Source organism: bacterium (genome assembly GCA_030649055.1).
Taxonomy (GTDB): domain Bacteria; phylum Patescibacteriota; class Minisyncoccia; order UBA6257; family JAUSGH01; genus JAUSGH01.
Genome location: JAUSGH010000011.1, coordinates 1 through 25,379, shown reverse-complemented (window position 1 = coordinate 25,379; position 25,379 = coordinate 1). Strand labels below are relative to the sequence as shown.

At 52.5% G+C, this 25,379-nt stretch carries 23 protein-coding genes; 17 read left to right on the top strand and 6 right to left on the bottom strand.

Translation table 11 applies throughout. The annotated features are described in order from the left end of the window. Positions 1–57 precede the first annotated feature (57 nt). The 5 genes from recA to Q7R85_02600 form a co-directional block, all read right to left on the bottom strand. Positions 58–1,101, bottom strand: a complete 1,044-nt coding sequence (recA, locus tag Q7R85_02620) for a recombinase RecA (protein ID MDO8584993.1) — start codon at positions 1,099–1,101, stop codon at positions 58–60. 59 nt (positions 1,102–1,160) lie between these two features. Beyond that, positions 1,161–1,838 carry a helix-turn-helix domain-containing protein gene (locus tag Q7R85_02615; protein ID MDO8584992.1) on the bottom strand — a complete coding sequence of 226 codons (678 nt, stop codon included), beginning with the start codon at positions 1,836–1,838 and terminating at the stop codon, positions 1,161–1,163. 128 nt (positions 1,839–1,966) lie between these two features. Further along, a complete protein-coding gene (locus Q7R85_02610; protein MDO8584991.1) occupies positions 1,967–4,210 on the bottom strand; it encodes a DNA translocase FtsK in 2,244 nt (747 codons plus the stop codon). Between the two features lie 141 nt (positions 4,211–4,351). Further along, a complete protein-coding gene (locus Q7R85_02605; GenBank protein MDO8584990.1) occupies positions 4,352–4,945 on the bottom strand; it encodes a ribonuclease H-like domain-containing protein in 594 nt (197 codons plus the stop codon). Position 4,946: 1 nt separating this feature from the next. After that, on the bottom strand, positions 4,947–5,507 hold the full coding sequence (locus Q7R85_02600; protein MDO8584989.1) for a ribonuclease H-like YkuK family protein: 561 nt from the start codon (positions 5,505–5,507) through the stop codon (positions 4,947–4,949). Between the two features lie 176 nt (positions 5,508–5,683). On the opposite strand from Q7R85_02600, the gene Q7R85_02595 reads away from it, so the two are divergent. From Q7R85_02595 to Q7R85_02520, 16 genes are all read left to right on the top strand, one after another. After that, positions 5,684–6,010: a hypothetical protein gene (locus Q7R85_02595; protein MDO8584988.1), complete on the top strand. Its 327-nt coding sequence runs from the start codon at positions 5,684–5,686 to the stop codon at positions 6,008–6,010. Positions 6,011–6,117: 107 nt separating this feature from the next. Continuing rightward, positions 6,118–7,323 (top strand): cysteine desulfurase family protein, encoded by a 1,206-nt coding sequence (locus tag Q7R85_02590; GenBank protein MDO8584987.1) that lies wholly within the window; start codon positions 6,118–6,120, stop codon positions 7,321–7,323. Positions 7,324–7,360: 37 nt separating this feature from the next. Continuing rightward, the gene (locus Q7R85_02585; GenBank protein ID MDO8584986.1) at positions 7,361–8,167 is read left to right on the top strand and encodes a histidine phosphatase family protein; all 807 of its coding nucleotides are present in this window, start codon (positions 7,361–7,363) and stop codon (positions 8,165–8,167) included. Between the two features lie 218 nt (positions 8,168–8,385). After that, positions 8,386–8,988 (top strand): hypothetical protein, encoded by a 603-nt coding sequence (locus tag Q7R85_02580; GenBank protein MDO8584985.1) that lies wholly within the window; start codon positions 8,386–8,388, stop codon positions 8,986–8,988. A 186-nt stretch (positions 8,989–9,174) separates the two neighbouring features. Beyond that, positions 9,175–9,330, top strand: a complete 156-nt coding sequence (locus tag Q7R85_02575; protein MDO8584984.1) for a hypothetical protein — start codon at positions 9,175–9,177, stop codon at positions 9,328–9,330. After that, entirely contained in the window at positions 9,327–9,476 is a 150-nt protein-coding gene (locus Q7R85_02570; protein MDO8584983.1) for a hypothetical protein, read from the top strand. Before Q7R85_02575 ends, Q7R85_02570 begins: the two co-directional genes overlap by 4 nt. Beyond that, positions 9,477–9,854, top strand: coding sequence for a hypothetical protein (locus Q7R85_02565; protein ID MDO8584982.1), 378 nt, complete (start codon positions 9,477–9,479; stop codon positions 9,852–9,854). Between the two features lie 145 nt (positions 9,855–9,999). Further along, entirely contained in the window at positions 10,000–10,464 is a 465-nt protein-coding gene (locus Q7R85_02560) for a hypothetical protein (GenBank protein ID MDO8584981.1), read from the top strand. A gap of 345 nt (positions 10,465–10,809) precedes the next feature. Continuing rightward, positions 10,810–13,446 carry an AAA family ATPase gene (locus Q7R85_02555; GenBank protein ID MDO8584980.1) on the top strand — a complete coding sequence of 879 codons (2,637 nt, stop codon included), beginning with the start codon at positions 10,810–10,812 and terminating at the stop codon, positions 13,444–13,446. Further along, a complete protein-coding gene (locus Q7R85_02550) occupies positions 13,391–14,125 on the top strand; it encodes a hypothetical protein (protein MDO8584979.1) in 735 nt (244 codons plus the stop codon). Before Q7R85_02555 ends, Q7R85_02550 begins: the two co-directional genes overlap by 56 nt. A 106-nt stretch (positions 14,126–14,231) precedes the next feature. Then, positions 14,232–14,993: a hypothetical protein gene (locus Q7R85_02545; protein ID MDO8584978.1), complete on the top strand. Its 762-nt coding sequence runs from the start codon at positions 14,232–14,234 to the stop codon at positions 14,991–14,993. A gap of 518 nt (positions 14,994–15,511) precedes the next feature. After that, positions 15,512–19,018 (top strand): peptidoglycan-binding domain-containing protein, encoded by a 3,507-nt coding sequence (locus Q7R85_02540; protein MDO8584977.1) that lies wholly within the window; start codon positions 15,512–15,514, stop codon positions 19,016–19,018. A gap of 310 nt (positions 19,019–19,328) precedes the next feature. Continuing rightward, positions 19,329–20,129, top strand: a complete 801-nt coding sequence (locus tag Q7R85_02535) for a hypothetical protein (protein MDO8584976.1) — start codon at positions 19,329–19,331, stop codon at positions 20,127–20,129. Between the two features lies 1 nt (position 20,130). Then, positions 20,131–21,771: a glycosyltransferase family 39 protein gene (locus tag Q7R85_02530; GenBank protein ID MDO8584975.1), complete on the top strand. Its 1,641-nt coding sequence runs from the start codon at positions 20,131–20,133 to the stop codon at positions 21,769–21,771. A gap of 14 nt (positions 21,772–21,785) precedes the next feature. Continuing rightward, entirely contained in the window at positions 21,786–22,538 is a 753-nt protein-coding gene (locus tag Q7R85_02525; protein ID MDO8584974.1) for a hypothetical protein, read from the top strand. Between the two features lie 96 nt (positions 22,539–22,634). Beyond that, complete coding sequence (locus Q7R85_02520) at positions 22,635–23,597, top strand: SDR family oxidoreductase (protein MDO8584973.1); 963 nt, start codon at positions 22,635–22,637, stop codon at positions 23,595–23,597. Positions 23,598–23,618: 21 nt separating this feature from the next. Here Q7R85_02520 and Q7R85_02515 read toward each other — a convergent pair whose 3' ends face one another. Next, entirely contained in the window at positions 23,619–24,839 is a 1,221-nt protein-coding gene (locus Q7R85_02515) for a glycosyltransferase (GenBank protein MDO8584972.1), read from the bottom strand. Positions 24,840–24,992: 153 nt separating this feature from the next. On the opposite strand from Q7R85_02515, the gene Q7R85_02510 reads away from it, so the two are divergent. Then, on the top strand, positions 24,993–25,379 hold a 387-nt coding region (locus Q7R85_02510), incomplete at its 3' end, for a hypothetical protein (GenBank protein ID MDO8584971.1).

Here is a 25,379-nt window from a genome sequence, read left to right as displayed (position 1 = left end):
GACATAAATGTAAGATTGCTTCTCCGCCTTAGGCGGATCGCAATGACGGACGGGCACTTACTCCTCCTTCGCTCCTTCCTCTTCCGCTTGCGCCACTTTTGGCTGGCCGTCGGCGGCTTTCGCGCGTTTCACGATTTCGTTTAGGATGCGCTTTTCTTCTTTGAGGCGCGTCTTGGTTGCCTCAATGCCGACGCCGAGTTTCTCGCCTTCAAAGCTGTAGGTGTTTCCGGTTTTGGTGACTACACCGGATGTGATTGCTACGCCCAGCACATCGCCTTCGTAGGAAATGCCGGCGCCGTACATGATGTCAAACTCGGCGGTGCGGAATGGGGGAGCCACTTTATTTTTTACTACTTTTGCTTTCACGCGATTGCCGACGACCGCCTCACCTTTTTTGATTTGCGCGGTGCGACGGATATCAATGCGGACGGAAGAGTAGAAACGGAGCGCGCGGCCACCAGGGGTCGTTTCCGGATTTCCGAACATCACGCCGATTTGCATGCGGATTTGATTGATGAAAATAATAAGCGTTTTTGACTTTGCGGAAATTGCGGTGAGCTTACGGAGCGCCTGGGACATCAACCGCGCCTGGAGCCCCATATATTGCTGGCCCATTTCGCCCTCAATTTCGGCTTTTGGAGTAAGCGCGGCGACCGAGTCTACCACCACGACATCAATAATTCCCGAGCGCACCAAGCTTTCCAAAATGTTTAACGCCTCTTCACCATTATCCGGCTGTGAAATTAAGAGCTCTTTTACTTTGACGCCCAGCTTTGCGGCGTATTCCGGATCCATGGCGTGCTCCGCGTCAATGAAGGCCGCGCGGCCGCCTTTTTTTTGCGCCTGTGCCACGACATTTAACGCGAGCGTTGTTTTGCCGGAGCTCTCAGGTCCATATATTTCCACAATGCGTCCTTTGGGGAGGCCGCCGACGCCCAGCGCCATATCAAGTGAAAATGATCCGGTGGGGATGACTTCAACGTCCACGCGGCTTACGTCGCCCAGTTTCATGATCGCGCCTTCGCCGAATTTGCTCTGCAATGCCGCGAGTAAATCGTCCACGTCCTTTTCTTTATTTTCCTTTATCGGTTCTTTAGTCATAAAATGAGTATTTAGTATTTAGTATTTGGTATTGAGTATGGATAAGACCTTTTTGATTATTACGGGACTTGCGGTAGCAACGGCGTATTTCTAAGCTCCGGTTCCGGCGTGTACACCACTTGCCGTTGTACGGTTACGGTTTTACCGAGGAAGCGTTTTGCTGAGATATCAAAATTATTCAGCCCTTCATCCAACGGAAAAGTTTTTTTGAACTGACCGTTCTCGTCAACATACACGGTTTCGTTGTTGATGGTCAATGTGTCGTCGGGGTTTCCGAGAAAGCCGTCAATGGTTATTGTGGGGGAGGCGACCGACAAGGCTTCAGCAGAAGGATTGTTTATGGTGAGCGACGGCGCTCCCATGAGTCGATCGGAGTTTATTCCCATATATGCCAGGGCGAGGATGCCGACGGTGATCATGATAATCACCACTTTGTTGACGCTTTGAATGGCAAAACGATTGCCGGGCAGCATATCGGTTTCTCCCGACCGCCGCGCCGGGAACTCACGTTCGTGCATTCTCCAGAGCTCTTCCGCGTCAAGATCAAGCGCGCCCGCTATTTTTTTCAGGTAGCCGCGGACATAGGGCGCCGCGGGAAGATTTGTCGATCCGCCGTCCAAAAATATGTCAAGAAAACGGTCGGGGATACCGGTCGTTTGCGCCAGCTTCTCCCGGTTCAAGCCTTTTTGCTCGAGCGCTTCGGAAATAAGTTCTTTGATGAGTTTTTGGGAATCCATAGGAACAAAAATTAGTATAAAGTATTGAGTATTGTGAAGAGAGTATGGCACAGCCGCACGGCAGCCCCAGTTCCCTATACCTTCTTCTTTATACTCTATACTTGATACTTCTATGTAATGCAACGCAGTTAAGCGTTGGCATCATCGTTGCCGCCGGGGAAATCCTTGGGTTTCAGTTCCGGGCCTGATGACTCCAAAAACACTTCGCGCGGTTTCGCGCCGTCGCCCGGACCAACAACGCCTTTCGCTTCCATCATGTCCAGAAGCCGCGCGGCGCGCGCGTACCCGACTTTCAGCCGTCGTTGGAGGAGGGAGGCGGATGCCTTCTTCGCTTCCATCACGACTTTCACCGCTTCATCATAGAGCTCATCGTCATCGTCTGGCAAGGCCTCGTCAAAATTTACCGAACCCATCGTGGCCGGTGCCTCTATTGCCTGTGCTCCCTCCGCCGCGATGGCGGCTTCGGTATCTTTTGCTTCGCTTTTCACGCGCTCGGCGCCAAGGTTGTTTTCCATGACAAAGTCCGACACTTTGTTTATTTCTTCTTCGCTGACATAAGCCCCTTGGATGCGTTTCGGTTTTGAGTAATCGGACGAGATAAACAGCATATCACCTCCGCCCAGCAATTTTTCCGCGCCACCCATGTCAAGAATGGTGCGCGAGTCCACTTGGCTCGCGACCTGCAAGGCAACACGCGCGGTGATGTTCGCTTTAATGAGTCCGGTGATGACTTCCACCGATGGGCGCTGTGTTGAGACAATCAAGTGAATGCCGGTCGCGCGCGCCATTTGCGCGAGGCGCACGATAGAGGTTTCAATTTCCCGGCCGTAGGAAGCCATAAGGTCTGCCAGCTCATCCACAACAATAACAATAAAGGGGAGCGGGGGTTGGTTTGATTTGTTATAGCTTTTAATGTCGCGCGCGCCGGCCTGGAGCAGAATCTCGTAGCGGCGCTCCATTTCGGAAATCGCCCAGCGGAACACGCCAACGGATTTTTTGCCTTCGGTGATGACGGGAGCGACGAGGTGGGGGATGCCGTCGTAGACGGAGAGCTCCACGCGCTTCGGGTCAATCATAATGAACTTCAGCGTTTCCGGCGAGTTTTTGTACAAGAGCGAAATAATCATCGCGTGGATGGCAACGCTTTTGCCGGAGCCGGTCGCGCCCGCAATCATCATGTGCGGCATTTTTTCGATGTTCGCAAAAATGGGATCGCCGGTCACGTCGCGTCCGAGTACGAATGATAACGGGCTGGATGCGGCGAACTCCTGATAGCCGAGGAGCGTGCCAAGCCGCACGATTGCCGCGGATTTGTTCGGCACCTCAATGCCTACGAGTGACTTTCCCGGAATCGGCGCCTCAATGCGGATGGGGTGCGCGGCGAGCGCCAAGGCGAGGTCTTGATTCAGCGCCAAAATGCGCGTAATTTTAATGCCTTCCGCGGGTTTTAAGGTATAGCGGGTGACTTTCGGTCCGATGTTAATCTCGCCCATTTCTACCGGAATGCCAAAGCTCTCCAGTGTGCGCTTAATAATGTTTGCATTTGCGCGCAAGTCGCCGGAGGTCGGCTTCTCGGTGGAGGATTTTAATAGCGAAAGCGGCGGCGCGGTGTAGTTTTGGGGTTTGTAGGGTTCTTTCGTGTTGCGGGCCGAAGCTTTTGAGCCGTAGGAAATGCTTAATTCTTTCTCGTCCGCCTCCTCATGCTTCGGTTTTTCTTCTTCTTCCTCGCGCTCGGTTTTTTTGCCCTTAAGGTCCAGCGTCATCGTTTCTTTTTTTCCGTCACCGGATTTCACCACAATCGCGTGCTGTTCCATTGCCGGTTTCTTTGCGACCGGCTCCGGCGTTTCTTTTTCTTCGTCTTCTTCGCCGGCTTCTTTTTTCGGCCGCAACAGCACGATTTTCGCGTCCAGCGCGATGAGGAGCGAGGCGATCATGATGCATCCGGTGAGGACGATGCCCGCGATGTAGCCGAAAGGGACCTCCAAGGCGCCGATACCGTTTCCGATGAGACCGCCTTTTTCCGGAAATACAATATCAATGAGGCCGAGGCCGCCGGCGATAAACCCCCCCGCTCCCACGGCGGTCATGGCAAAAAACTTTTCTTCCGCGGAGAGCAGCAGCGAGAGCGCGATGACGAACGCGATAAACGGCCAGAGGTAATAGCCCCAGCCGAACAGCTTGTAGAGGATATCAAAAAGAAATGTGCCTGCCGGGCCGGCTTTCGCGAAACTTGCGAGGAGCAGTACCACCGCGACACCAAGAAGTAGCACCGCCGCGACGCTTTTCTTTGTCCCCGCGCTCATGTGCAAGCCGCTTTCGCGGGGCGCCTCATCGCGATCCTCTCCACGTTCTTTCTTTGGTTTGCGCTTCATGTACTTATTGTACAAGAAAGCAGGAAAGCATGGAAGCAAAGAAGCATGAAAACAAAGAAGCATGAGCGCGATATGCTTCAATGGGTTTCGCGCGGCACCCGTTGCTTTATTGCTTCGTTGCTTTTTTGCTTTCTGGACTGCCTAGAACAGCGTCGCCGGCATGTATGTCTCCTTGAAACTCAACGCCACTTTGAGCGGCTGCGGATTATCCCGCTGCGGCACCATGAGGTACCCTTGCTTCTTCGCGAGTTCATATAAGTCTTTGGTAATTTTCACATCGTGCAGGCAATAATTCTTGAGCTCCTCCATGTTGCCTTCGCGGTAAAATTTCACCGCGTCCAAACCGTGGTGTGTTTTGCCGATACCGAGGTTTTCTTTGGCGAGCAAATCCAAACTGATGCGGCTGCCGATGGCGCGTTCAATTTCTTCCAGGAGATCCAGCCGCTCCACCGCGAAGATGTTGAAATTGACTCCGGTGGAGAAGTTGTTGCCGGACTCGTAATATTTTTTCATCACCGGAATATCAAAGCGGTTGATGCTGAAGCCGATGACGAGTCCGGCTTTTTGGAGCACCCGTCCAAGCTTATCAAAATCTTTTTCAAAAAATGAGAGGTAAGAGTTTTCGTTGTATGAATAAATGCCCACAAACGACGCCTCCAGTTTGTGGAGGTTAAATTGTCCGCCGACATCGGCGAACGTGTTTTTGGTTTCTATATCAATGACTAACTTGTCCATGTTAGGTATGTTTATCGGCGATGTTTGATGCCGCGTAGCTTTCGGGTTTGATTCGCGCTTCAAAGTTGTGCGCGCGCACCATGCCGACGAGTTCCTGGATCATCGCTTTGGTCGCGCCGTTTTCTCCGACGTCCACGTGAATTTCAAAATCATAATGCGGCACGTTTGCCGTTGCCGCGTTTTTTGCTTCTTCGAGTTTTGTGAGAAACCCTGTGGCAATTTCCAGCGACATGATGACTTCGTGTGTGATGCGGTCGCGCATGGTGTGGAAGTTGTCCAGCTCAATACGGCGCCAAAAATACCGTCCGCCGCGTCCCACACGATGCACGACGATTGCGGTCACAAAATCCGCCGCGTTTCCCGTGAGCCGCATGGAGTCGGTGCCGAGCGTCACTTTGTATTTCCGGGTCGCATCTTCGCACATGAAGCGCACGATTTCTTGCGCCACTTGCATTGGGGTGAGGTGAAGCCCGACCGATGTGTTGAAAAGCAGTTCGTCCATACCCTGTGCTACAACTTCGATGGATGTGTGTAATGCTGCGTCATCGTTTTTTGTAACCATTGTCGCCTTATATCAATTTTGGGATTCTCGTTACTTCGCACCCCGCGATCGAAGTTGTCGCACGGGGCATAGCAATATAATACCCGAATTTTTTGTTGCTGTCTACTGTTGACTTCAACGACGCGAGCGGTTACAGTAGTGAAAGATTTATCGGGCATGTTTTCCGGTAGGATTTCATGGCCAAGAAGAAGCGGGAGAGGGTGGAGCGGCTCTTCGTGTTTGAGCTGAAGCTCTGGGATGTGACGGTGCGTGTCGCAGATCGGTTCGCGGATGCGGCGCGGAGGTTGCTTATGAGCCGGCACCATTTCCTCGGAGCGTGGGAGTCGGCAACCGTCGAGAACCTTGGCTGGGACGATGGGTCGGGATGGAGGGCTCGGGCCAAGAAGGGCGGCGACATCATCAGTGTCGTCTCCGCTCCCAAGGTCGTGACGCCGCCACAGCCCGAGACGGCGCTCCTCAGCGGTGAGGCGGATGACCACTCTGCGGACGCGGACCGCGACTAGCGGATGTGCGAAAAGGCGCGGTTGCTCCTCTGAGTTCCGCGCCTTTTGCTTTTCTTGCGTTGCGCGCCTATACTATATACTCAATACGAGATACTAAATACTTTTTTATGAACCGTATTTACCTTGATTACGCTGCGTCAACTCCGGTCGCTCCGGAAGTTTTGTGCGCCATGGAGCCATATTTTTCGGAAAAGTTCGGCAATCCGTCGTCGCTTCATTGGTTTGGGCAAGAGGCATCGGCTGCCATATTCCGCGCGCGCGAGACAATTGTGCAAGCACTCGGTTGTCATTATAAAGAAATTGTATTTACCGGAACGGCCTCGGAGGCGAATAACCTAGCAATCCGCGGGATTGCTCAAAGAAGCAAAGAAACAAAGAAGCAAAGAAACAAAACATTTCAGCCGCAGATCATCACTTCTACAATAGAACACGAGTCGGTGCTTGAGACGTGCCGTGCTTTAGAGTGTGAAGGCGCCGAAGTTATTTATATTCCCGTGAATCGCGAAGGGCTCGTTGACCTCAAAAAGCTGAAAGTCGCATTGAATGACCGGACGGTTTTGGTTTCTATTATGCATGCGAATAATGAAACCGGAGTTGTGCAGCCGATTGCTGAAATCGGGAAGATGCTTGCTGAATTTAGATCGGCACAAGGCGCTGCTTCTTATCCATTATTCCATTCGGATGCCGCGCAGTCCTTTCAATATCTTCCGTGTCGCGTGGATGAACTCGGCGTTGATTTGTTGACGCTTTCCGGACAGAAGATGTATGGGCCGAAGGGGGTGGGGGCGCTGTATATAAGGAAGCAAGGAAGCAATAAAGCAACAAAGCAAGAGAACGAATATCTTGCGCCGATTATAACGGGCAGCGGGCAGGAATGGGGATTGCGGGCGGGCACCGAAAACACGCCGCTGATTGTCGGTTTTGGCGCGGCAGTGGCGCTTGCGGAAAAATTACGCAACAAAGAATCGGCGCGCGTTTCAAAACTCCGCGATTATTTTTTGAAACGTCTGCGTGTCATTGCGCCAAAAGCAGAACTGAACGGTTCGCTTACCGAGCGGTTGCCGAACAATATCAATGTATACTTCCCGGGCCATTCGGCGGGGGATATGGTGATTGCGTTGGATGTTCAGGGTATCGCTGCCTCGCCCGGCGCCGCGTGCCGCTCGCGCGCCGCAAAAGAATCGTACGTCATCCGCGCGATGGGCTATTCCGCTGACCGCGCATCGCAAAGCGTGCGATTCAGCTTAGGAAGGCAAACGAGAAAGAGGGATATCGATAAAGCGTTTTTGGCGCTTGCGAGAATCATGAAGTAGGCAGTATAATAACAACGGTCCTTTGAGGAGTTTTCCGATGGGTATGCCCGCAGATCTCGTGTTTGTCCGGCATGGCGAGTCGGAGGGAAATGTTGCGCAGAGTGCATCGCGCAAAGGAAATAACGCGTACTTCACGGAGGAGTTTCGCAAGCGGCACAGTTCGCTTTGGCGGCTGACGGACAAAGGCCGGATGCAGGCATGTACCGCCGGCGTGTGGTTACGGAAGGAATTCTCGGATGGGTTCTTCCGTTACTACACATCCGAATACTTGCGTGCCATGGAGACCGCCGCGCTCCTCTCGTTTCCGAATGCCACATGGTTTTTGGACATTCTCCTTCGCGAACGCGACCAGGGTGACATGGAGGCGATGCCTGAGGATGAGCGGCGGGTCAAGTTTCCGGATTTCCAGCGGCTCCGGGAGATGGACCCGTTACTTTGGAATCCGCCATCAGGCGAAGCGGTAGGGGGAAGCGTGCTGCTGCGCGCGGATCGTATCATCGCCACGCTGCATCGTGAGTGCGAGGGGAAGCCGGTCGTCATTGTCTCACATGGTGAACTGATGTGGGCGATGCGCGTGCGTTTGGAACGCATGACGTTGTGGGATTATCGGCGGCTGCATGAGAGCGCTAATCCGTTCGATCGTATCCACAATTGCCAGGTGCTCCACTACACGCGGCGCAACCCCGGGACCGGCGAACTCGCGCCGTATCTTGGTTGGGTGCGTTCGGTGTGTACGACGGATCCCTCGCTCTCGTCCAACTCGTGGCAGGAGATTCACCGCCCGCGGTTCACTAATGAAGAGCTGTTCGCGGTCGCTGAAACGACGAAGCGACTCATCGTGTGATTTAACGTATGCGTCGGCGCGAAGTAGAACAAGCGATCAGAGCTCCGTTCGGTGAAAACCGGGCGGAGCTTCTGTGTTTTAAAAACAGTATTCGTTACAGAACATTCATCATCGCACCTCGCCCCCGCATTTTTTTGTCGCTTGGTTTTCTTACTCCACTAATACGCGGCCGCGTATTAGTGGAGTAACTTTTAGGCGTGTGCTACGATAATATAATTATGGAAAACTACCGCCCCGTACGGGACAACGCGACGTTGCTGATTTTAGAAATGATTCAAGCCGGCGCAATGACCGCTGTGGCTATTCACGATGCGCTTAACAAATACAGCAGAGTCAATTTGCAGAGCCGCATGAGGCGAGTGCACGACGACCCTATACGCCAACCCATTTTTGAGCACCGTATTCGCGCGCTTCAAGAACGTCAGTATGTTCACAAACTTTTGAGTAAGTTGAAGCATGAGGGTCTTGTGGCAAAAACGGCGGATCGCAACGGCCGGTGGAAGGCGACGCTGGCGGGGATGATGCGTGTCAAAAAAAGCGCGCAGCGCAACGCATACCCACCGAAAACCTTTACCGTCAAACAGTCGCATGAGCTCAAGATTGTTATTTTTGATATTCCGGAGCGGCAGAAAGGAAAGCGGGAATGGTTGCGCGCCGTACTTAAAAACTTACGGTTCGTGAAACTCCAGCAAAGTGTTTGGGCGGGGAAGGTTGTTTTGCCCGAAGCGTTTTTCGACGCGCTTCGCGCGCTCGGCCTTTTGTCGCATGTGCAGATCTTGGCGGTGACAAAAACCGGAAGCTTGAAACACGTCGACGCATAGCGCGCCTGCTTTTGTTTTCGCTGCTACTTTATTACTCCACTAATACGCGGCCGCGTATTAGTGGAGTAAGCGGTTACGATACAGCTGATTTTTTACGATTGTTTTCGCTACGTTGCAATTTCTTAATGTTTTTGTGATATTTGATACAGCGTTCTGAATGTTGGGGTGGTAGTTGGAGGAATTGACATGATAGGTAAGGGACTTTGGGTGGAGGCGGTTGCGATTTGTCTCGCATTCGTACTCGCGCCGTCGGTGAAGGAGTTCCTCGTCGTGTTGGTCGCGCTTAGTCCGATCGTAGTGATCATGCGCGTTCCCTATAAGCGGAAAGGAGATTCACAATGAAGGACGGAACAGGCGGACTTATCCTTGCATGGGTTGGCGGACTTCTGTCACTTCTTGCCGTAGGATTTGGCATTCTGTGGTCGGTCTACCGGCGGCGGAAGGAAAACGCTGTGCGCGACGGGTCTTCTTCGGAAAGGAGTTCGTAGATGGGTACGGTTGAGTTTGCGGTGGTTGCGGCCATCGTTCTCGTCGCGGGAGCGATTATCGCAATTCACGTTCTTGACTCGTGGCGCAGGAAGCTTGCCCGCTTGAATGACAGGCTTTTGTGGCGGCTTCAGGCGGAGTTTGTGAAGGAAGGGTTGAGTCCGCAGCACGCATCGCCCGGGAAACTCACAAGGAAAGGATACCAGCTCATCATCCCGCTCGGTTTGAAAGTGCTCGAGCCCGGTGAAGACGAGCGTTTGCGAAGCCTTCGGGGGCGTATCCGCGCGCAATGCGAGGCGTTTGCCGCGGAGAACGGCGCCACGCTTCTCTTCGCACGGATTCGCCTTGATGACGAGTGTCTGATGGTCGGCGTGAAGTAGTCGCATACGTGAAAAAGCGCGAACGGCTCAACGGGGAATCTCCGTTGAGCCGTTGCTATTTTGCGGCTGAAAAGGTAGCATGGAGGAAGTTTGTGGATCCTGAAGCGCAGTAGGGACGCACCGGTTCTTTGTGGAGGAACTCGTCATGGGCATCGTCATGTTCGTTCTCGGTGCGATGATTTTCGTTGCCGTGATGGTCTCAGTGGCGCAGTCGTGCGTCAAGGCATGGGGGCGCGTGGAGGCGGAAGTGGCGAAGAAGAGAAGTCCGGCGCGCTTGGAGGAGCTGAAGCGGCGCATGACCATCCCCGTGACTTTCGATCCGGTGAAGGTGGCGGAGGTCGTGCTGGATGTGAGGGAGGCGCCGAAGGCGGGCGAGTCGCGCCGATGTATGTTCCGCATCAACGTGGCACATCGGCAGACCTGTAAGCGATGCAACGCGGCATTCTACGGCGAGCGTATCCGTTCCGAGAAGTGTCCGCGGTGCGGTAGCGCTCTTGAGGCGTGGGTGTGCTCGAGCAACCCGTGGGCGTCAACGCACGTTGTCATGAGCGAGGAGTCCCTGCTGCTGCTCTTCGGTCAGCTCTGTGACCGCGGCGCGGTCAGGTTGTAGCGTCATACACGGCTCGTCCCACAATGTGGGACGAGCCGATGACTTTTTCTCGGCGCGTCATTCTGAAGCCGACTGCTATCGGCTGAAGAATCTCAGAGATCCTTCGGCGGCCGCGGGCACCTCTTCGGATATATTATTTACAATCAACCGGCCTGCTGGCGGACTCAGGATGACACTGGGGGGATTGGCACTCTCATTGACAGAGTGCTAATGCGTTTGATATGGTAGGATTATAGTTAGAAAGCAATAAAGCAACGAAGCAAAAAAGCAAGCGGAAGGAGAAGGCAATGAAGAGCGCGAGTCTTGCTTCTATGCTTTCTATGCTTTATTGATTTATTGACCGCCATGAAGCAGTTCAACCGATTCACCATCAAAGCACAGGAGGCGTTGCAGAACGCGCAGGATTTGGCGTCTATGAAAAATCACGGCGAGTTTAAGGCCGTGCATTTGTTGCACAGTTTAATTGAAGACGATGCATCGCTCGTTCAGCCGATGCTCACGCGCGTGGGTGTGAATATTGATGAATTGCACGATGCGATTGAAGCGGAACTGGAGCACTTGCCCAAGGTGATCGCGGGGGGAAACGTGTCGCAGATGTATTTGTCGCAGGAGTTGATGGTGCTTTTGGACCGCGCCGCGAAAGTCGCGATAACGCAAAAGGACGAGTTTGTCTCGTGCGAGCATTTACTCTTGGCGATAGGGGACGCGCCTTCAACCGCAAAGACGATTTTGGAGCGCGTGGGATACAAAAAAGACGTGGCGATGCGCGCGTTGGCGGCGCTCCGCGGCTCAACTCGAGTAACGGACGAGATGCCGGAATCAAAGTTCCAAGTGCTTGAAAAATACGCGGTGAACATGACCGACCGCGCACGCGAAGGCAAGTTCGACCCCGTGATCGGCCGCGATGAAGAGCTCCGGCGCGTGATTCAGGTACTTTCGCGGCGCACAAAAAATAATCCTGTTTTAATTGGCGAGCCCGGAGTGGGTAAAACCGCGATTGTGGAGGGCCTTGCGCAACGGATTATTTCCGGCGACGTTCCCGAGACGCTGAAAAATAAAGAAGTTATCTCGTTGGACTTAGGACTGCTCATCGCCGGCACGAAGTTCCGCGGCGAGTTTGAGGACCGTTTGAAAGCATTCGTGAATGAAATCCGGAACAGCGCCGGGCGACTGATTCTTTTTATAGATGAAATACATATGATAGTAGGCGCGGGTGCCGCCGAGGGGGCGATTGATGCCTCTAATCTATTGAAACCTGCCTTAGCGCGTGGGGAGCTCCACGCGATTGGCGCCACAACGCTCCGCGAATATCAGCGCTACATTGAAAAAGATCCGGCGCTTGAACGCCGTTTTCAGCCGGTGGTTGTTGAGGAACCTTCTATTGAGGATGCCATCGCCATCTTGCGCGGCATCAAGGAAAAATATGAAATGCATCACGCTATTCGCATCAGCGACGAAGCGATTATCGCGGCGGTGAATTTGGGCGCGCGCTACATCAGCGACCGATTTTTGCCGGATAAAGCGGTAGATTTGATTGACGAAGCGGCCGCGGCGCGGCGTTTGGAGACCGAGAGTTTGCCGCGCGAGATTGATAAGCTTCGCCGTGAGATTACGCGTTTGGAGATTGAAAAATCCGCGGTCAGCAAAGAAGCGGGCGCGAAAAACAAGGAGCGCACGAAGGAGGTGAACGCGAAACTCGCGGAGCTGAAAGAGGGGAATGATGCTTTAACCGGCAAGTGGCACGCTGAAAAGATGGTGTTTGAGGACCTCCACAATTTGCGGAGGAAAATTGACGATTTGCGGAGAGAGTCCGAAGTGGCGGAACGAGGCGGGAATTTGGAGCGTACAGCCCAGATTATTTATGGCGAGCTGCCGGCGGCGGAAAAAGAGTATAAAGCGTTTGAAAAGAAATTCTTTTTGAAGGGTTCCACAAAAAGCGCCGACGGTAAGTTTATTAAAGAAGCGGTTGACGAGGAAGACATCGCGGCGGTTGTTGCGCGCTGGACCGGTATTCCGGTTTCTAAAATGCTGGAGTCCGAAACAACAAAGCTCGGGCGCATTGAGGAGGTGCTTGGTAGTCGTGTGGTTGGTCAGGAAGACGCTATCGCGGCCGTCTCATCGGCTCTCCGCCGCGCACGCACGGGACTTTCCGACGAGCATAAGCCACTGGGTTCATTTATGTTTCTTGGCCCGACGGGTGTGGGTAAAACCGAGCTTGCGAAAGCATTGGCGGAATTTATGTTTAACGATGAAAAGGCGCTTATCCGCGTGGATATGTCCGAATATATGGAGCGGCACGCGGTGTCGCGTCTTATCGGTTCGCCGCCGGGCTACGTGGGTTTCGAGGAAGGCGGGCAGCTCACGGAAATAGTCCGTCACCGGCCGTACAGTTTGATTTTGTTTGATGAAATTGAAAAAGCCCATCCGGAGGTGTTTAATATTTTGTTGCAAGTGCTGGATAACGGGCGCCTCACCGATGGCAAGGGCAAAACCGTGAATTTCAAAAACGCCATCATTATTATGACGTCCAATGTCGGCAGTCATTTCTTTAAAGCAATGGCGGAAATCGGCTTTGCGACGGAGATTGGCGACCAGGCGGCGAAAAAAGAAGAGGACTTCAAAGCGAAAGTGCGGACGACGCTCAAGGACACATTCAAGCCGGAGTTTTTGAACCGCATTGATGAGGTGGTGATTTTCAATTCACTTTCCAAGGCGGCGATTGAGCGGATTGTGGATATTCAGCTGGAGAAAGTGAAGGATCGTTTGGCGGCGCGGGGTATTAAGACAGTGTTTGATGAGGGGCTAAGGAAATATATTGCCGAGAACGGTTTTGATCCGGAATATGGCGCGCGCCCCATCAAGCGCTTGATTCAGAAAATGATACTTGATAAGCTGGCGGATAAGATAGTGAAGGGCGAAATCCACGATGGCGGAAAAATTAAAATCGGCTATGCAGAGTCTGCGGTTCGGATTACTGCTTAGAACAGCTATCTTTTGGTCGCTGCTCGGCTGGGGTGTCGGTGGAGGATTTTTCCCCGGCATTATTTTTTTGGGCGTCGCGACATTCCTGTATGCTCAACCGGCATTTAACGCATTGCAGTTTTTGTATGCATATATCGCGCTGATCGGAATCTCTTTCGCGTTGCCGATGCTGGAGAGCGCCGGGTTGGGGAATGCTGCCGGACTTTTTATTGCGGCGTTGTTTTATATGCTCTTGCGCTTAAAGGAGTTGTTATTCATCCGTCGGCTATGGTGGCATGAGGCGCTGCATGCCGGAATGCTTTACCTTGCAACGTTGGCATATTTTTCCGTTGGAGTGAGTGAGTACTTTGTGCTTAAGCATTTCGGACTCGGCATTGTTTTTTTCTTACTTGCGTACGAACTTTTAGGAACGCACGGCATTCCGGCATATAACTTTCGGCAACGCATTGCCGCGCTCACGCTCACGCTGCTTTTCCTTGAAATTGTTTGGGTGGTCACGTTGTTGCCGATAGGTTATGCAAGCGCTGCCGGTATTTCCGCGCTTGCCGGATTCACTTTTTTACATTTAAGCGTTTCCGCGGCATCGGGATTGCTGCGTCGCGATACGGTAGCGAAACATATCGCGCTTGCCGGATTTTTTATATTGCTTATTGCCGCGCTTTCGCGGTGGAAGGTGTAGGGTAGGCAGTAGGTTGTAGTGAGTAGGTGGTAGGGAGTAGAAGGGGAAGAACAAAAGGGAAGGCGCTCTTGCGATGAACCGCTGGGTTTACTATACTCACATACATATGAATACTTCCTCTCAATTTTCGGACAAGGCGCAGGAGATCGGATACGCGCTTATTCGTGTTGCCGCGTATGTGCGGCGCAAAGATTTCCGTTCGCGGCTTGAAGAGTTGGCGCTTGCGCTTGTGGATAACGTTGTCGCTCCGGAACCTGATGGGATTTTAGATATCATTGCCGCGGCACAGAATGTTATCAAGCTTGGGGCGTCGGTGTACGAGATTGAAACTGTTAACGCCCGTATTTTGCTCCGTGAGTTAGAAGGATTGGCTTCGGAAATACGGCAATCGTTCGGAATTGATAAATTGCCTGATTTGAGTACGATGTTCTCTACGGCAAGTCCGGCAATTTCATTGCAAAGCGATATTGCCGCATCGCATAATGTGCCGGTTGAAAACAATGAGCGCGTTGCCGCGTATGACGTTGATTCGGCAATGCCGATTTCCGATGGCTTCAAGGAAACCTCGGTTGATATTGCCGATGAAGTGATTCCTCCCATTCTTCAATCAACAGATAAACAGCAGCCAGGAATGGTGAGCGTAGGTTCGGCAATACGGCAATCGGCAATCCTTGAGAAGATTAAACTTTCTTCTGGGGGGTCAAGCGGCAACGGAATTATTAAGGGTTGCCGAATGAAGGACCTTATTGCCGAATTTCCGGATGTTAGCGAGCGTACGTTGCGGTATGATTTACAGCGTCTTCTTCAGCATGGGGCAATTGACCGGCTCGGCAATGGCGGTCCTGCGTCCTATTACGTGATGAAGTAAAGGGAACGTAATGAAACATAGGATGCCTCGTTATCTCTCATGAACCGTCAAAATGAGGTTTTTCTGTATATTCGAGCATATTAGCGTAGTCCAACTTGACGGATTTCTGGACTTCGGCTAGTATGGAAAGTATGTATTTGCAGGTCAGCGTGAGGCCGATCTGCGAAACTTCATGCCTTGTAGCGTTGCTGCACCGGCATTTTATGTGGCCTCACCCCCATCGGTGGGGTTTTCCTGTTGATACCAAAGATTATCCTTAACAGCGCTCGTGGTCGATCCGTTTTCGGACGGGAGTGGCGGGGGGTAATTTCCCGAAAACCATTATTAGTTAGCGAAGATTAACGGGCCTATCTCAATAAAAATTCCTTAGCATATAGAGCATCCTTTAATGTTGCCCTTCGATAAACTCAGGGAATATTATTTCCTGAACCTGTTGAAGGAATACATTGTAAGTGCTCTCCTCACACGTTTGCCTAGGGAATTGCTATTGAGATAGGTTCCAAGAGTAACAAATGATTATGGGTAATATTGCAAAGAAAGTCGCTTCAGTTGCGCTTTCCGCGACGACCGTAATCTGGCTCTCAGGTTCGGCAATGCTTCTTCCGCTTGCAGCGCAAGCAGAAGTGAGCATCGCTGATCTTTTGGCTCAGATCACGGCATTGCAGGCGCAACTTCAGGCACTTCAGGGTGGCACAACAGCTGCTCCTTCATACAACTACACCCGCAACCTCACTGTGGGCAGTAGGGGCGATGATGTGACTGCGTTGCAGACACTTCTGAATTCAAAAGGGTATTTGGCAGTTCAGCCGACAGGCTACTTTGGCGCATTAACCAAGGCGGCATTGGCGAAGTTGCAGGCTGCAAACGGCATTACGCCCGCAGTCGGCTATTTCGGTCCGATCACTCGCGCGGCGGTTGCGTCAATGACGACAACCACGACAACAACCACGACAACGACCACGACGACAACCGGTGGAACGACCACCGTTACCCCGTCTGGTGCGGGTCTTACTGTTGCATTGGCTGCGAACCAGCCGGTGGCGAGCTTGGCTCCGGCATCCGCAGCGCGCATTCCGTTTACCGTTGTGACGTTGACCGCGGGCGCATCTGACGTCTCGGTTTCCAACCTCACGGTTGAGCGGACTGGGCTTGCGACCGACGCAGCGCTCTCTGGCGTTGTGCTTTTGGACGAAAATGGTAACCAATTGGGTATTGCGAAGACGCTCAGCTCTGATCATCGCGCGAACATTGGTGAAGCTTTTGTCGTGAAAGCCGGTCAGTCACGGACTATGACGATTGCCGGTAACCGCGCAGCGGCGGCTTCATTGGGCGGTCAGACGCTTTCCATCTCCCTTGTGGCGGTGAACACGTCTGCCGCGGTGAATGCCACGTTGCCGATGACGGGCACGTCGCACACCGTGAACGAAACACTCACGGTCGGCGGACTGACTAGTCCGTCTCGTGGTTCCATTGATCCTGGCACCAGCCAGACAAAGGAAGTCGGCACCACAGGTTATACATTCGCAGCAGTGAAATGGACCGCGAACTCGCAAGAGCGCGTGTACATTAAATCTGTTCGTTGGAACCAGACCGGTTCCGCCGGTGTCTCTGACATCACGAATGTGAAGACCTACGTGGATGGCGTCGCGTATGACGCCGTAGTAAGCGCTGACGGAAAGTACTTCACGACAAACTTCCCGGGTAAAGGTCTTTTGGTTGACAAAGGGTTCTCCAAAGAACTCGCAATCAAAGGTGACGTTACCGGAGGTTCCGGACGCAAAATTGACTTCGATATCGCGAAGCGGTCTGATGTCTATGCAGTAGGCGAAACCTACGGCTACGGCGTTACACCGGACTTCGCGGGTTCAGCAGCCGCAGCAGATGGCGCCGCGTTTAACAACACGGATGACTACTACTACGATGCATCCGAAGTTCACATCAGCGCCGGCACGGTAAACGTGACGTCGTGGACTGGTGTTCAATCTCAGAACATCGCCGTCAACTTGTCGAATCAGCCGATCGGCGGATTCTCAGTTGATGTTAAGGGCGAGCCGGTGTCCGTAGGAAACATCGTCTTCCGCATTCTCGCTGTTGAAAGCAGCGGCAGCGCGGTAAGCACTGTTGACATTACGAACATCAGCCTCGTGAGAGAAGACGGTTCGGTGCTTGCCGGTCCGAAAGATGGCGCCGGAACTCTGCAAACTGGTACTTTGACCTTCACTGATACCATCACCTTCCCGGTGGGTATCACGAACGTGAAACTCTTGGGTAAGCTCGGCACGGACTTTGACACCAACGACACACTCGCTGCGTCAACGACTCCGAGCACCAACTGGACCACGATTACCGGTCAGGTAACCGGCAACACCATCACCGCGGCTCCGACATCTGCCGTTTCCGGTCAGACAATGACCGTAAAAGCAGGTTCGTTCTCGGTGACTGCGTCCACGCAACCGACGGCAAGAACCGTCATCGCAGGCGCTTCGAAGTTTGAATTCTCACGTTACATCCTTGACGTTACTGCGTCGGGTGAAGACGTGCGCGTCACTTCTTTGCCGCTCGCGTATGGTTCGTCCGGAACAGCAACAAACCTCACGAACTGTCAGCTTTATGACGGTACGGATGCAAATTCTGCTTCGATCACGACCGGTTCTAATGTGGTGAACCCGACCGCGGTCTCGTCTTCAACGACGATGACATTTGATGGCACGGGACTCTTGCTCCAGAAAGGAACATCGCGCACGCTGTCACTCCGCTGCAACGTAGCGGTTGGCACGACGGGATTGTACTACTGGGGTCTTGATTCCGGACAAGCCGGAACGGGCTACACTGCCGCGACCGGTTTGACCAGCGGTCAGACGATTGTTGAATCCTTCAACGATTCCAACGGTCAGAGCATGACTTCAGCGACTTCCGGTGCGTATACCGTTGCGGTTGACTCAAGCATGCTGTACAAGCTTGCTCAAGCCGGCTCATCGGGCGTAACACTCGCCGCGCTCAAGTTTACGGGATCCACCGCGGAAGATCTTGATCTCCGCCAGGTTGCGATACAGCTTGGAAACACGGCGTCTAACTCTCCGGCCGACTTGGTTGGCCAGAAAGTATCGCTCTGGAACGGTTCTACGCAGGTAGGTATCGCGCAGTTTGGCCTTGCGTCCGCGGATACCGCGACGTCAACATTGACGACCTCGGTCCGCATTCCGAAAGGCGAAACTGTAACCTTGACCATTAAAGGCGATCTCTCGGCGCAAAGCGCTGACGAGGGTACGCCCGGCGCGTTCCTTGCCATCTCTTATGATGGTGATAACGTCGGCATCAACGGCAACTACGCGGTTGGTGTTGGCTCGGGCGCGACGATTTCGTCCGGTACCACGTCGGACATCACGACGAACGGTCTCCGCATCTTCCGAACGGTTCCGACCATCGAAGATGTGACGACGTCCACGGCCTTGGCTCAGGGTTCAGACTTGTACGCGATCAAAATCTCGGCCGGAACAGGCCGTGACGTGGGTCTCTACAAGTTGACCTTCAAGATCGCGACGACAGGTGCCACGGTTGGTAGCTTCCAGCTGTTCGGTCCTTCCGGCGCGGTGAATGCAGCAGGGGTAACACCGACTGATCGGTTGGGATCTCCTGCCGATGGTACAGGTGTTCTTGATTCAGTCGAAATCCTCTTCGACAACAACGTCGCGGACCGCTTGGTTCCGGCGGGTACGTCGAAGACCTATCGATTGCGCGCGAACACTGTCACGGGTCTTACGTCAAACAACGTAGAATCCTTGAACGTCAGCCTCGTTGCGGATACAGTGTATCCGTCAATGGGCGCAACCCTCTTGTTGGTCAAAGCGGCCACAATCGATGGTTTGGCAACGACGTCCGAAAACATGATCTGGACTCCGTTCAGCACAACGACTCCGACAACGGCGTCAACTGCTGACGATAACCTTGACTTCACAAACGGATACGGCGTTGCCGGATTCCCGGGCGTTGGTCAGGACTTCCAGACACGCGTCTTCAGCCACTAGTTCTTGAGAGACTAGAGGTTGGTTAGAAACCAAGAGCCCTCTGATGTACGCATCGGAGGGCTTTTGGTTTTTGACGGAGACCCCTCATACCCCCAATTCCTCCTTTTCTAAAGGAGGTGGCTGAAGGCCGGTGGATTTTAAAAAGTAAATCCTAAAAGGTGCCCGCGGCCCGGAGGATTTTAGGAAAGGGAGAATAAATCCCTCCCCCTTCGGGTACTCCCTTTAAGAAAGGGAGAATTCCAAAAGAGTGTGAGGAGCTACTTTTGGCGTACTTGATACTTTATACTGAAGCGACTATTATAGTTTCTATATGAAACGCACAATTATTTTTATGCTTATTGTATTAATGCTTGTCGGCGGCGGCATTGCGCTGTGGCAGAATAAAAATCTTTTAGGCGATAGGTCAGCGGAAATTACCGGTGTGACGGTGGAGGAGAGTACGACAACGCCCGTATCCGGTGGCGCAATGGTGGAGGTTGTGACGGTGGACGAGGAGCTGAAGCGCAGAGCAGCGGCAATTTTATCTCGCGCTATTCCCGCCGGTGAAGCGCTACCGCCCGCGGTGCGGGAGGATCTTGCGCGGCAGATTCGTGAGGCGACCACTGTTTTGAAGAACGATTACAACACCCTCACGCCGTGGATTACGCTGGGGTTGGTGCGCAAGGCGCTTGAAGATTATGCGGGCGCTGCTGATGCGTGGGAATTTGCGAGTGTCATCCGCCCGAAAAATTTTTTGTCGTTTCAAAATCTCGGATTTTTGTACGGGTCATATCTGAAGGATTATGTTCGCGCGGAGAAAAATTACTTACAAGCAGTAACTAATAATCCTGGTGACGTTGGGACGCGCATCAACCTCGCGGATCTTTATTGGTACAGTATGCCGGAAAAACGTGTGATGATTCCGGATCTGTTGCGCGGAGGCGTTGCGCGCGCAGCGGATTCTGACGGAAAAATCGCCTTGCTTGCGCGCCTCGCGGCATATTATGAGGGTTCCGGAGACATCGCGCGAGCTATTTCTGCGATTGACGAGGCGCTCGCGATTTCCCCCGGACATTCGCAGCTGACTGCGGAACGGGCAAGGTTGCTGGAGAAGCTTTCTATTACGCAATAGTATGAGGCGTTATCACGTCGCGATGCTTTGTGCCATCGTTGTACTTGGCGCAGTGCTCCGCTTGTGGGATTTGGGCGGTCGCGACATCATCGGCGACGAGTCCGTTGATGCCTTCAGATCTATCGGCTATCTGGATTATCTCGGCACGAGTTTTCAAACCCAGCCCGTGGAGTGGTATGAGAATGCCGACTTGCCGCGGTGGACTCGTCTCTCGTTTCACGACGCGCCGCCGTTCGCGTTTTTGGTGAGCCACGTTTTTTTCCGCGCATTCGGAGATTCGCTGTTTGTCGCGCGGCTGCCATCGGCGTTGTGGGGGATTTTTTCTATTCTATTGCTTTATGCGATTGTCCGGCGAATATTTCGCAGATTGGCAAGTGATGATTCCTTGGAAACCCTCGCGCTTATCACCGCCGCACTTCTTGCCATCGGAAACCCCGCGGTCAGTATTTCCCGCACCGCAATTTTAGACGGCGCGACATTCGGAGCGACGCTTTTGGCCGTTTATTGTTTTTTGAAATTTTTGGATGCGCCAAGGTATTGGTGGGCGTTCGGAGCATCGCTCGCCATCGCGCTTCTTGTTAAGTACACCGCGGTGTTTCTTGCGCCGGTGTTTCTTGTCTATCTTTTGATCGGACGGCGCGATGTCTTTCGTGATTGGCGAGTGTATGCCGCGGTGTTCCTCGCACTGATCATTTTTTCTCCGGTTATTATTTATAACATTGAGCTCTACCGCGCGCGCGGGCATTTTGATTTGCAGATCGCTTATGCGTTGGGGCAGGCGACGCCGGAATGGACCGGTCTCTTGGGAAAGGTACAAGCGCCGTTCCGCGATATCGGGAAAAATCTTCCGGCGTATGTTGGTTGGATGACGCCCATTCTTGCTGTTCTTGGCGCAGTGACGATGCTCGTGCGTCGCGAATTGAGGCGTTCCTCGGTCATAATATTTATCGGATTATATATTGCGTTCGCGACGCTGCTGCTGCTTATTATCGGCTCGGCGGCGCGCTTCTTGACGCTGTATGCGTTTCCCTTCGCCGTACTCGGCGCGTTATCACTTGCGTGGTTTCTTGCGCAACCGCGGTATCGCGTTGCTTGCCGGGTGCTCGTTATTGGGCTTTTGCTTCTTGAGTTCACGCGCACCGTGCGCATTAATTTTTTCGAGGGCGAAGATTACGGCATTGCCGCGCTTGATCGATACCTTACCGCGGAGCTTCGCGGTACGCGTTCGGCGGCAATACCGGAGTCCACTAATCGCCACTTGAATGATGTTATTCAGACATTCGCGGAGCGCGTACCGAAAACACTTGAGCCACAAAAAACACTTATCATCTACAACGACAACGTTGCATTAGGAACGCTTGAATGGATTTTCTATCGGCGATTTTTCTATCACGTAACACCTACGCTTTATGTGGAGAACTTTTTAGATGTTGTTCAAACACAGGGTAGTGACTACTTTAATGGATTTACGGTTTACTTTATCGCGAGCACTCCTGCGACGGAACTCAATCCGTTCAAGGAAAACAAAAAAGCCGCCGATGTGTTTGAGGAGGATTTGCGGCGTAACAGTGTGCCGGTCGCCGCGAGCATTCAAACCCGTGCGGGAATTGAGGCTTTCCGAGTGTATAAGTTTGAGGGTTAGTTTATACTTTCAATATGCCCGAAAAATTTGAACAACCACACAAAGAATCGCCGTTCCGCGAGCCGCTGAGAACGTCGGATATTTCGCCTGAATGGCGAGGGGAGGATGACAGGGAGCCGCTGCGTGAATTCGGGGCGCGTAAGGACAAGATTGTCCGCTCGGTGACGCTCAAAGAACTCGCGCTCGCGTATGACAGCAAAGACCCTATCTCCGATGCAAAACATCTTTTTGATGAGTTAAAAATGAAGTACGGCATTGATTTTTCTGCGGATTTTGCTGTTGGCAAGAACGAAAAAGGCGAGCCGTCATTTTTTGTTGTCGCGGACCGGATTGAGGGGCGTGATCCGTTACATGCCCAAGTTGAGGGCGAAGAGCGGTGGCACTTGTATGAGGCGTTACATAAACTTTTTTCTTCGCTTATTGATTATATCCAAGCAAAGTATGAAAGCGGCGATGCGTTTTTTTGGGATATCGCGAAGATTGATCAATATGTGTACGGCACAAAAGCGGGTGAGAGCGAGAAGTGTCTTCATCTCGTTGATTTGGATGCCGAAATTGTTGATGTTTCCGGAGAGGTGGGTGGCGACTTGGGCTGGGGACGCGGTGAGAATGTTAGTAAATTTCTGGACGACCTTGTGCAATTCATTAATCAATCGTCGTTTGTTGTTGGCAAAGATTTTTCCGACATCAAGCAAAAACTTCGCAACTTTTATGATGGCGTGCCGGATAAGCACATCCGAGAACATTTTGGTACATTTGATATATAGCGTTTATGTCTAAGTTAAAAACAATTCTTGTGACCGGTGGGGCCGGATTTACCCCGCACCACGTATGAGGTCATACTTGTGTTCATAAACATGTTGATGGCGACAAAAAAAGAAAAGAAAATACTTGTTACGGGTGGTGCAGGGTTTATCGGAAGCCACTTATGCGAGCGATTGCTTAGCGAGGGCAACCGCGTTATTTGCGTGGATAATCTGTTCACCGGAAGCGAAAAAAATATTGCACATCTGCGAGCGAATAAAAACTTTGTATTCATCAAGCATGATATTATTGAGCCGCTCTTTATTGAGGAGCCGGTGCGTCAGGTGTATAATCTCGCGTGCCCGGCATCGCCGATTCACTATCAATCAAATGCCATTCGCACCATCAAGGCGAACACCATCGGCATGATTAACGTGTTGGGGTTGGCGAAGAAGCATGGGAGTCGGACTTTGCAGGCGTCAACTTCGGAGGTGTACGGCGATCCGCTGGAGCATCCGCAAAAAGAATCGTATCGGGGAAACGTGAACCCCATCGGGCCCCGCGCGTGCTACGACGAAGGCAAGCGCGTCGCGGAAACGTTGTGCTTTGACTATCACCGTTCACATGGGCTGGAAATTCGGGTGGCGCGCATTTTCAATACCTATGGTCCGCGCATGGCCGCAAACGACGGGCGCGTGGTTTCCAATTTTATCGTACAAGCGCTAGCGGGGGATGATATCACCATTTACGGCGACGGTTCGCAAACGCGGTCGTTTTGCTACGTTGATGATCTAGTGGAAGGTTTGGTGCGGCTGATGAATGCCGAGAACTTCACGGGCCCCGTGAATCTTGGGAATCCGAGAGAGTTTACCGTGCTTCAACTCGCAAAAAAAGTGATTGCGATGACGAAGTCCAAGTCAAAAATTGCGAAGAAGCCGTTGCCGGAGGATGATCCGAAAAAGCGTAAACCCGACATTGCGCTCGCGAAGAAGGTGTTGCGGTGGGAGCCGAAAGTGAAGTTGGAGGAGGGATTGGAGAAGACGATTGGGTACTTTGCTATAGAAGCGGAAAGACGCGGATAGCAACGCGGATAAGCGCGGAGTTTATAGTCGCCCATACATGCTTTTGTAAATCCCTGTTGTTTCCTTCGTCATACGTTCGAGCGTGAGCTCTTTCTGCGCGTATGCTTGGGCGTTTGTTCCGAATGTTTGTTGGAGCGATGTATTGGCGAGGAGCTTTTTGATTGCTTCTGCGAGCATTGTGGCATCGCGGGGTGGAACGACAAGGCCGTTGCTTGCCCCCCCATCGGCGCGGGTCGGTTCAAGTATTTCCGGCATGCCGCCGGTTTTTGTGGCAATGATTGGAATTCTCGCGGCCATTGCTTCGAGTAGGGTGTAGGGGAGCCCTTCTTTGATTGATGGCATCACAAACACGTCAAATGCTTTCAAGTATTGTTCGGCGTTTGGGAGTGCGCCGAGAAGGAAGACATTGTTCTGTAGGCCGAGGTCGGCGATTTTTTTCTCCAGCATAGCGCGTTCGTATCCTTCGCCGATGATAAAAAATTGACAATTGACAATTGACAATTGACCTTTGACAAGTGCGGCGGCGTCAATAAGGGTTTGGTAGTTTTTTTCAACGACAAGGCGGCCGATGGAGCCAATCCAGTGTTCCTGACCGATGACCGCTGACCGATGACCGATGTTTCGGACTCCGGACTCCGGACTTCGGACCTTTTGCAGAAGCGCGGCGCGAGCGCTGTCTTTATTCAGAAAGTTTATTGCGGAAACATCTATGCCGTTATGAATAGTAAACAGTTTTTTTGCTGGGGCGATATGGTAGCGGAGGGCGAGCTCACGGTCATACGCGGAAACATTGATGATGGCGTCTTGAAATAATGCCGCGAATTTGTGAAAGAATATGTAGCAATGTTGTCGCAGCCAGCTGTAACGGTTTTTGGGATTAAATACCCAACCGTGGGCGGTGAAGATGACTTTGATGGGGCGACACCCGACACCCGACACCCGACACCCGACGTTATAGATTGTTGCCGCGATGGCGCCGACGACTCCGGCTTTGGAGCTGTTGAGGTGGAGGATGTCGGGGCGGTGTTTTCGGAGGCAAAAAAAGATTTCAATAACTGCCGCAATGTCGTTTAGAAAAAGAAAGTACGGTCGGAAGGAATTTGAAAGGAAGCGGATGCCGCTTTTGCCGCCGGTGATGATTTCGGTTTGAAACTTTTCCTGCGGTAAAGACGCCGCAAGATCGCGCACGTATTTTTGCGCCCCGCCGGTGTCGGATTTGGTTACTAGGAATAAGATCTTCATTCTACTTTTGTCATTGCGAGGAACGAAGCAATCTCTTAGTAATGTAAGATTGCCACAAGCCGATGGCCATCGGCTCTCGCAATGATAGCATTTATATTATAACCTGCAATGCTTTGCGCGTGGCTCTTGACATATTGAAAAAATGGGTGTATAATGACCTTAGCACATGAAGGATTTTTGAGCTTCCGAACACCTTGCTTTGTTGGCATGGTTAGTACGCGGCTCGACGGATCTCTTTCGGAGGGATCTCTCATGAACCGTCCCGAGATCACGATTGGGCAGGGTCTGGAGTTGCTGGCCTTGGCTCGGCGCTTGACGCCGGACGAGTACCAGGCGCGGCACCGGTGGTTGGTGAATGTCACCAATCCGGAGTTCAACATCGCCGCGTTGGAGCAGTGTCTCACCCCGACCACCTTCGGTTCCGAGATCAAGCCCCCGTTCGAGGACGAAGGAGGATGGGACATCATCGCCGACGGCCCGGGAGACGATCTGTTGGATGTCGCAAACATCCAACAGCTCCCGATGCTCAACGAGGGTGAG

Excerpts from the sequence above, each read along its gene's own strand:
- recA (MDO8584993.1), bottom strand. The coding sequence starts at position 1,101 with ATGACTAAAGAACCGATAAAGGAAAATAAAGAAAAGGACGTGGACGAT.
- Q7R85_02615 (MDO8584992.1), bottom strand. The coding sequence starts at position 1,838 with ATGGATTCCCAAAAACTCATCAAAGAACTTATTTCCGAAGCGCTCGAG.
- Q7R85_02610 (MDO8584991.1), bottom strand. The coding sequence starts at position 4,210 with ATGAAGCGCAAACCAAAGAAAGAACGTGGAGAGGATCGCGATGAGGCG.
- Q7R85_02605 (MDO8584990.1), bottom strand. The coding sequence starts at position 4,945 with ATGGACAAGTTAGTCATTGATATAGAAACCAAAAACACGTTCGCCGAT.
- Q7R85_02600 (MDO8584989.1), bottom strand. The coding sequence starts at position 5,507 with ATGGTTACAAAAAACGATGACGCAGCATTACACACATCCATCGAAGTT.
- Q7R85_02595 (MDO8584988.1), top strand. The coding sequence starts at position 5,684 with ATGGCCAAGAAGAAGCGGGAGAGGGTGGAGCGGCTCTTCGTGTTTGAG.
- Q7R85_02590 (MDO8584987.1), top strand. The coding sequence starts at position 6,118 with ATGAACCGTATTTACCTTGATTACGCTGCGTCAACTCCGGTCGCTCCG.
- Q7R85_02585 (MDO8584986.1), top strand. The coding sequence starts at position 7,361 with ATGGGTATGCCCGCAGATCTCGTGTTTGTCCGGCATGGCGAGTCGGAG.
- Q7R85_02580 (MDO8584985.1), top strand. The coding sequence starts at position 8,386 with ATGGAAAACTACCGCCCCGTACGGGACAACGCGACGTTGCTGATTTTA.
- Q7R85_02575 (MDO8584984.1), top strand. The coding sequence starts at position 9,175 with ATGATAGGTAAGGGACTTTGGGTGGAGGCGGTTGCGATTTGTCTCGCA.
- Q7R85_02570 (MDO8584983.1), top strand. The coding sequence starts at position 9,327 with ATGAAGGACGGAACAGGCGGACTTATCCTTGCATGGGTTGGCGGACTT.
- Q7R85_02565 (MDO8584982.1), top strand. The coding sequence starts at position 9,477 with ATGGGTACGGTTGAGTTTGCGGTGGTTGCGGCCATCGTTCTCGTCGCG.
- Q7R85_02560 (MDO8584981.1), top strand. The coding sequence starts at position 10,000 with ATGGGCATCGTCATGTTCGTTCTCGGTGCGATGATTTTCGTTGCCGTG.
- Q7R85_02555 (MDO8584980.1), top strand. The coding sequence starts at position 10,810 with ATGAAGCAGTTCAACCGATTCACCATCAAAGCACAGGAGGCGTTGCAG.
- Q7R85_02550 (MDO8584979.1), top strand. The coding sequence starts at position 13,391 with ATGGCGGAAAAATTAAAATCGGCTATGCAGAGTCTGCGGTTCGGATTA.
- Q7R85_02545 (MDO8584978.1), top strand. The coding sequence starts at position 14,232 with ATGAATACTTCCTCTCAATTTTCGGACAAGGCGCAGGAGATCGGATAC.
- Q7R85_02540 (MDO8584977.1), top strand. The coding sequence starts at position 15,512 with ATGGGTAATATTGCAAAGAAAGTCGCTTCAGTTGCGCTTTCCGCGACG.
- Q7R85_02535 (MDO8584976.1), top strand. The coding sequence starts at position 19,329 with ATGAAACGCACAATTATTTTTATGCTTATTGTATTAATGCTTGTCGGC.
- Q7R85_02530 (MDO8584975.1), top strand. The coding sequence starts at position 20,131 with ATGAGGCGTTATCACGTCGCGATGCTTTGTGCCATCGTTGTACTTGGC.
- Q7R85_02525 (MDO8584974.1), top strand. The coding sequence starts at position 21,786 with ATGCCCGAAAAATTTGAACAACCACACAAAGAATCGCCGTTCCGCGAG.
- Q7R85_02520 (MDO8584973.1), top strand. The coding sequence starts at position 22,635 with ATGGCGACAAAAAAAGAAAAGAAAATACTTGTTACGGGTGGTGCAGGG.
- Q7R85_02515 (MDO8584972.1), bottom strand. The coding sequence starts at position 24,839 with ATGAAGATCTTATTCCTAGTAACCAAATCCGACACCGGCGGGGCGCAA.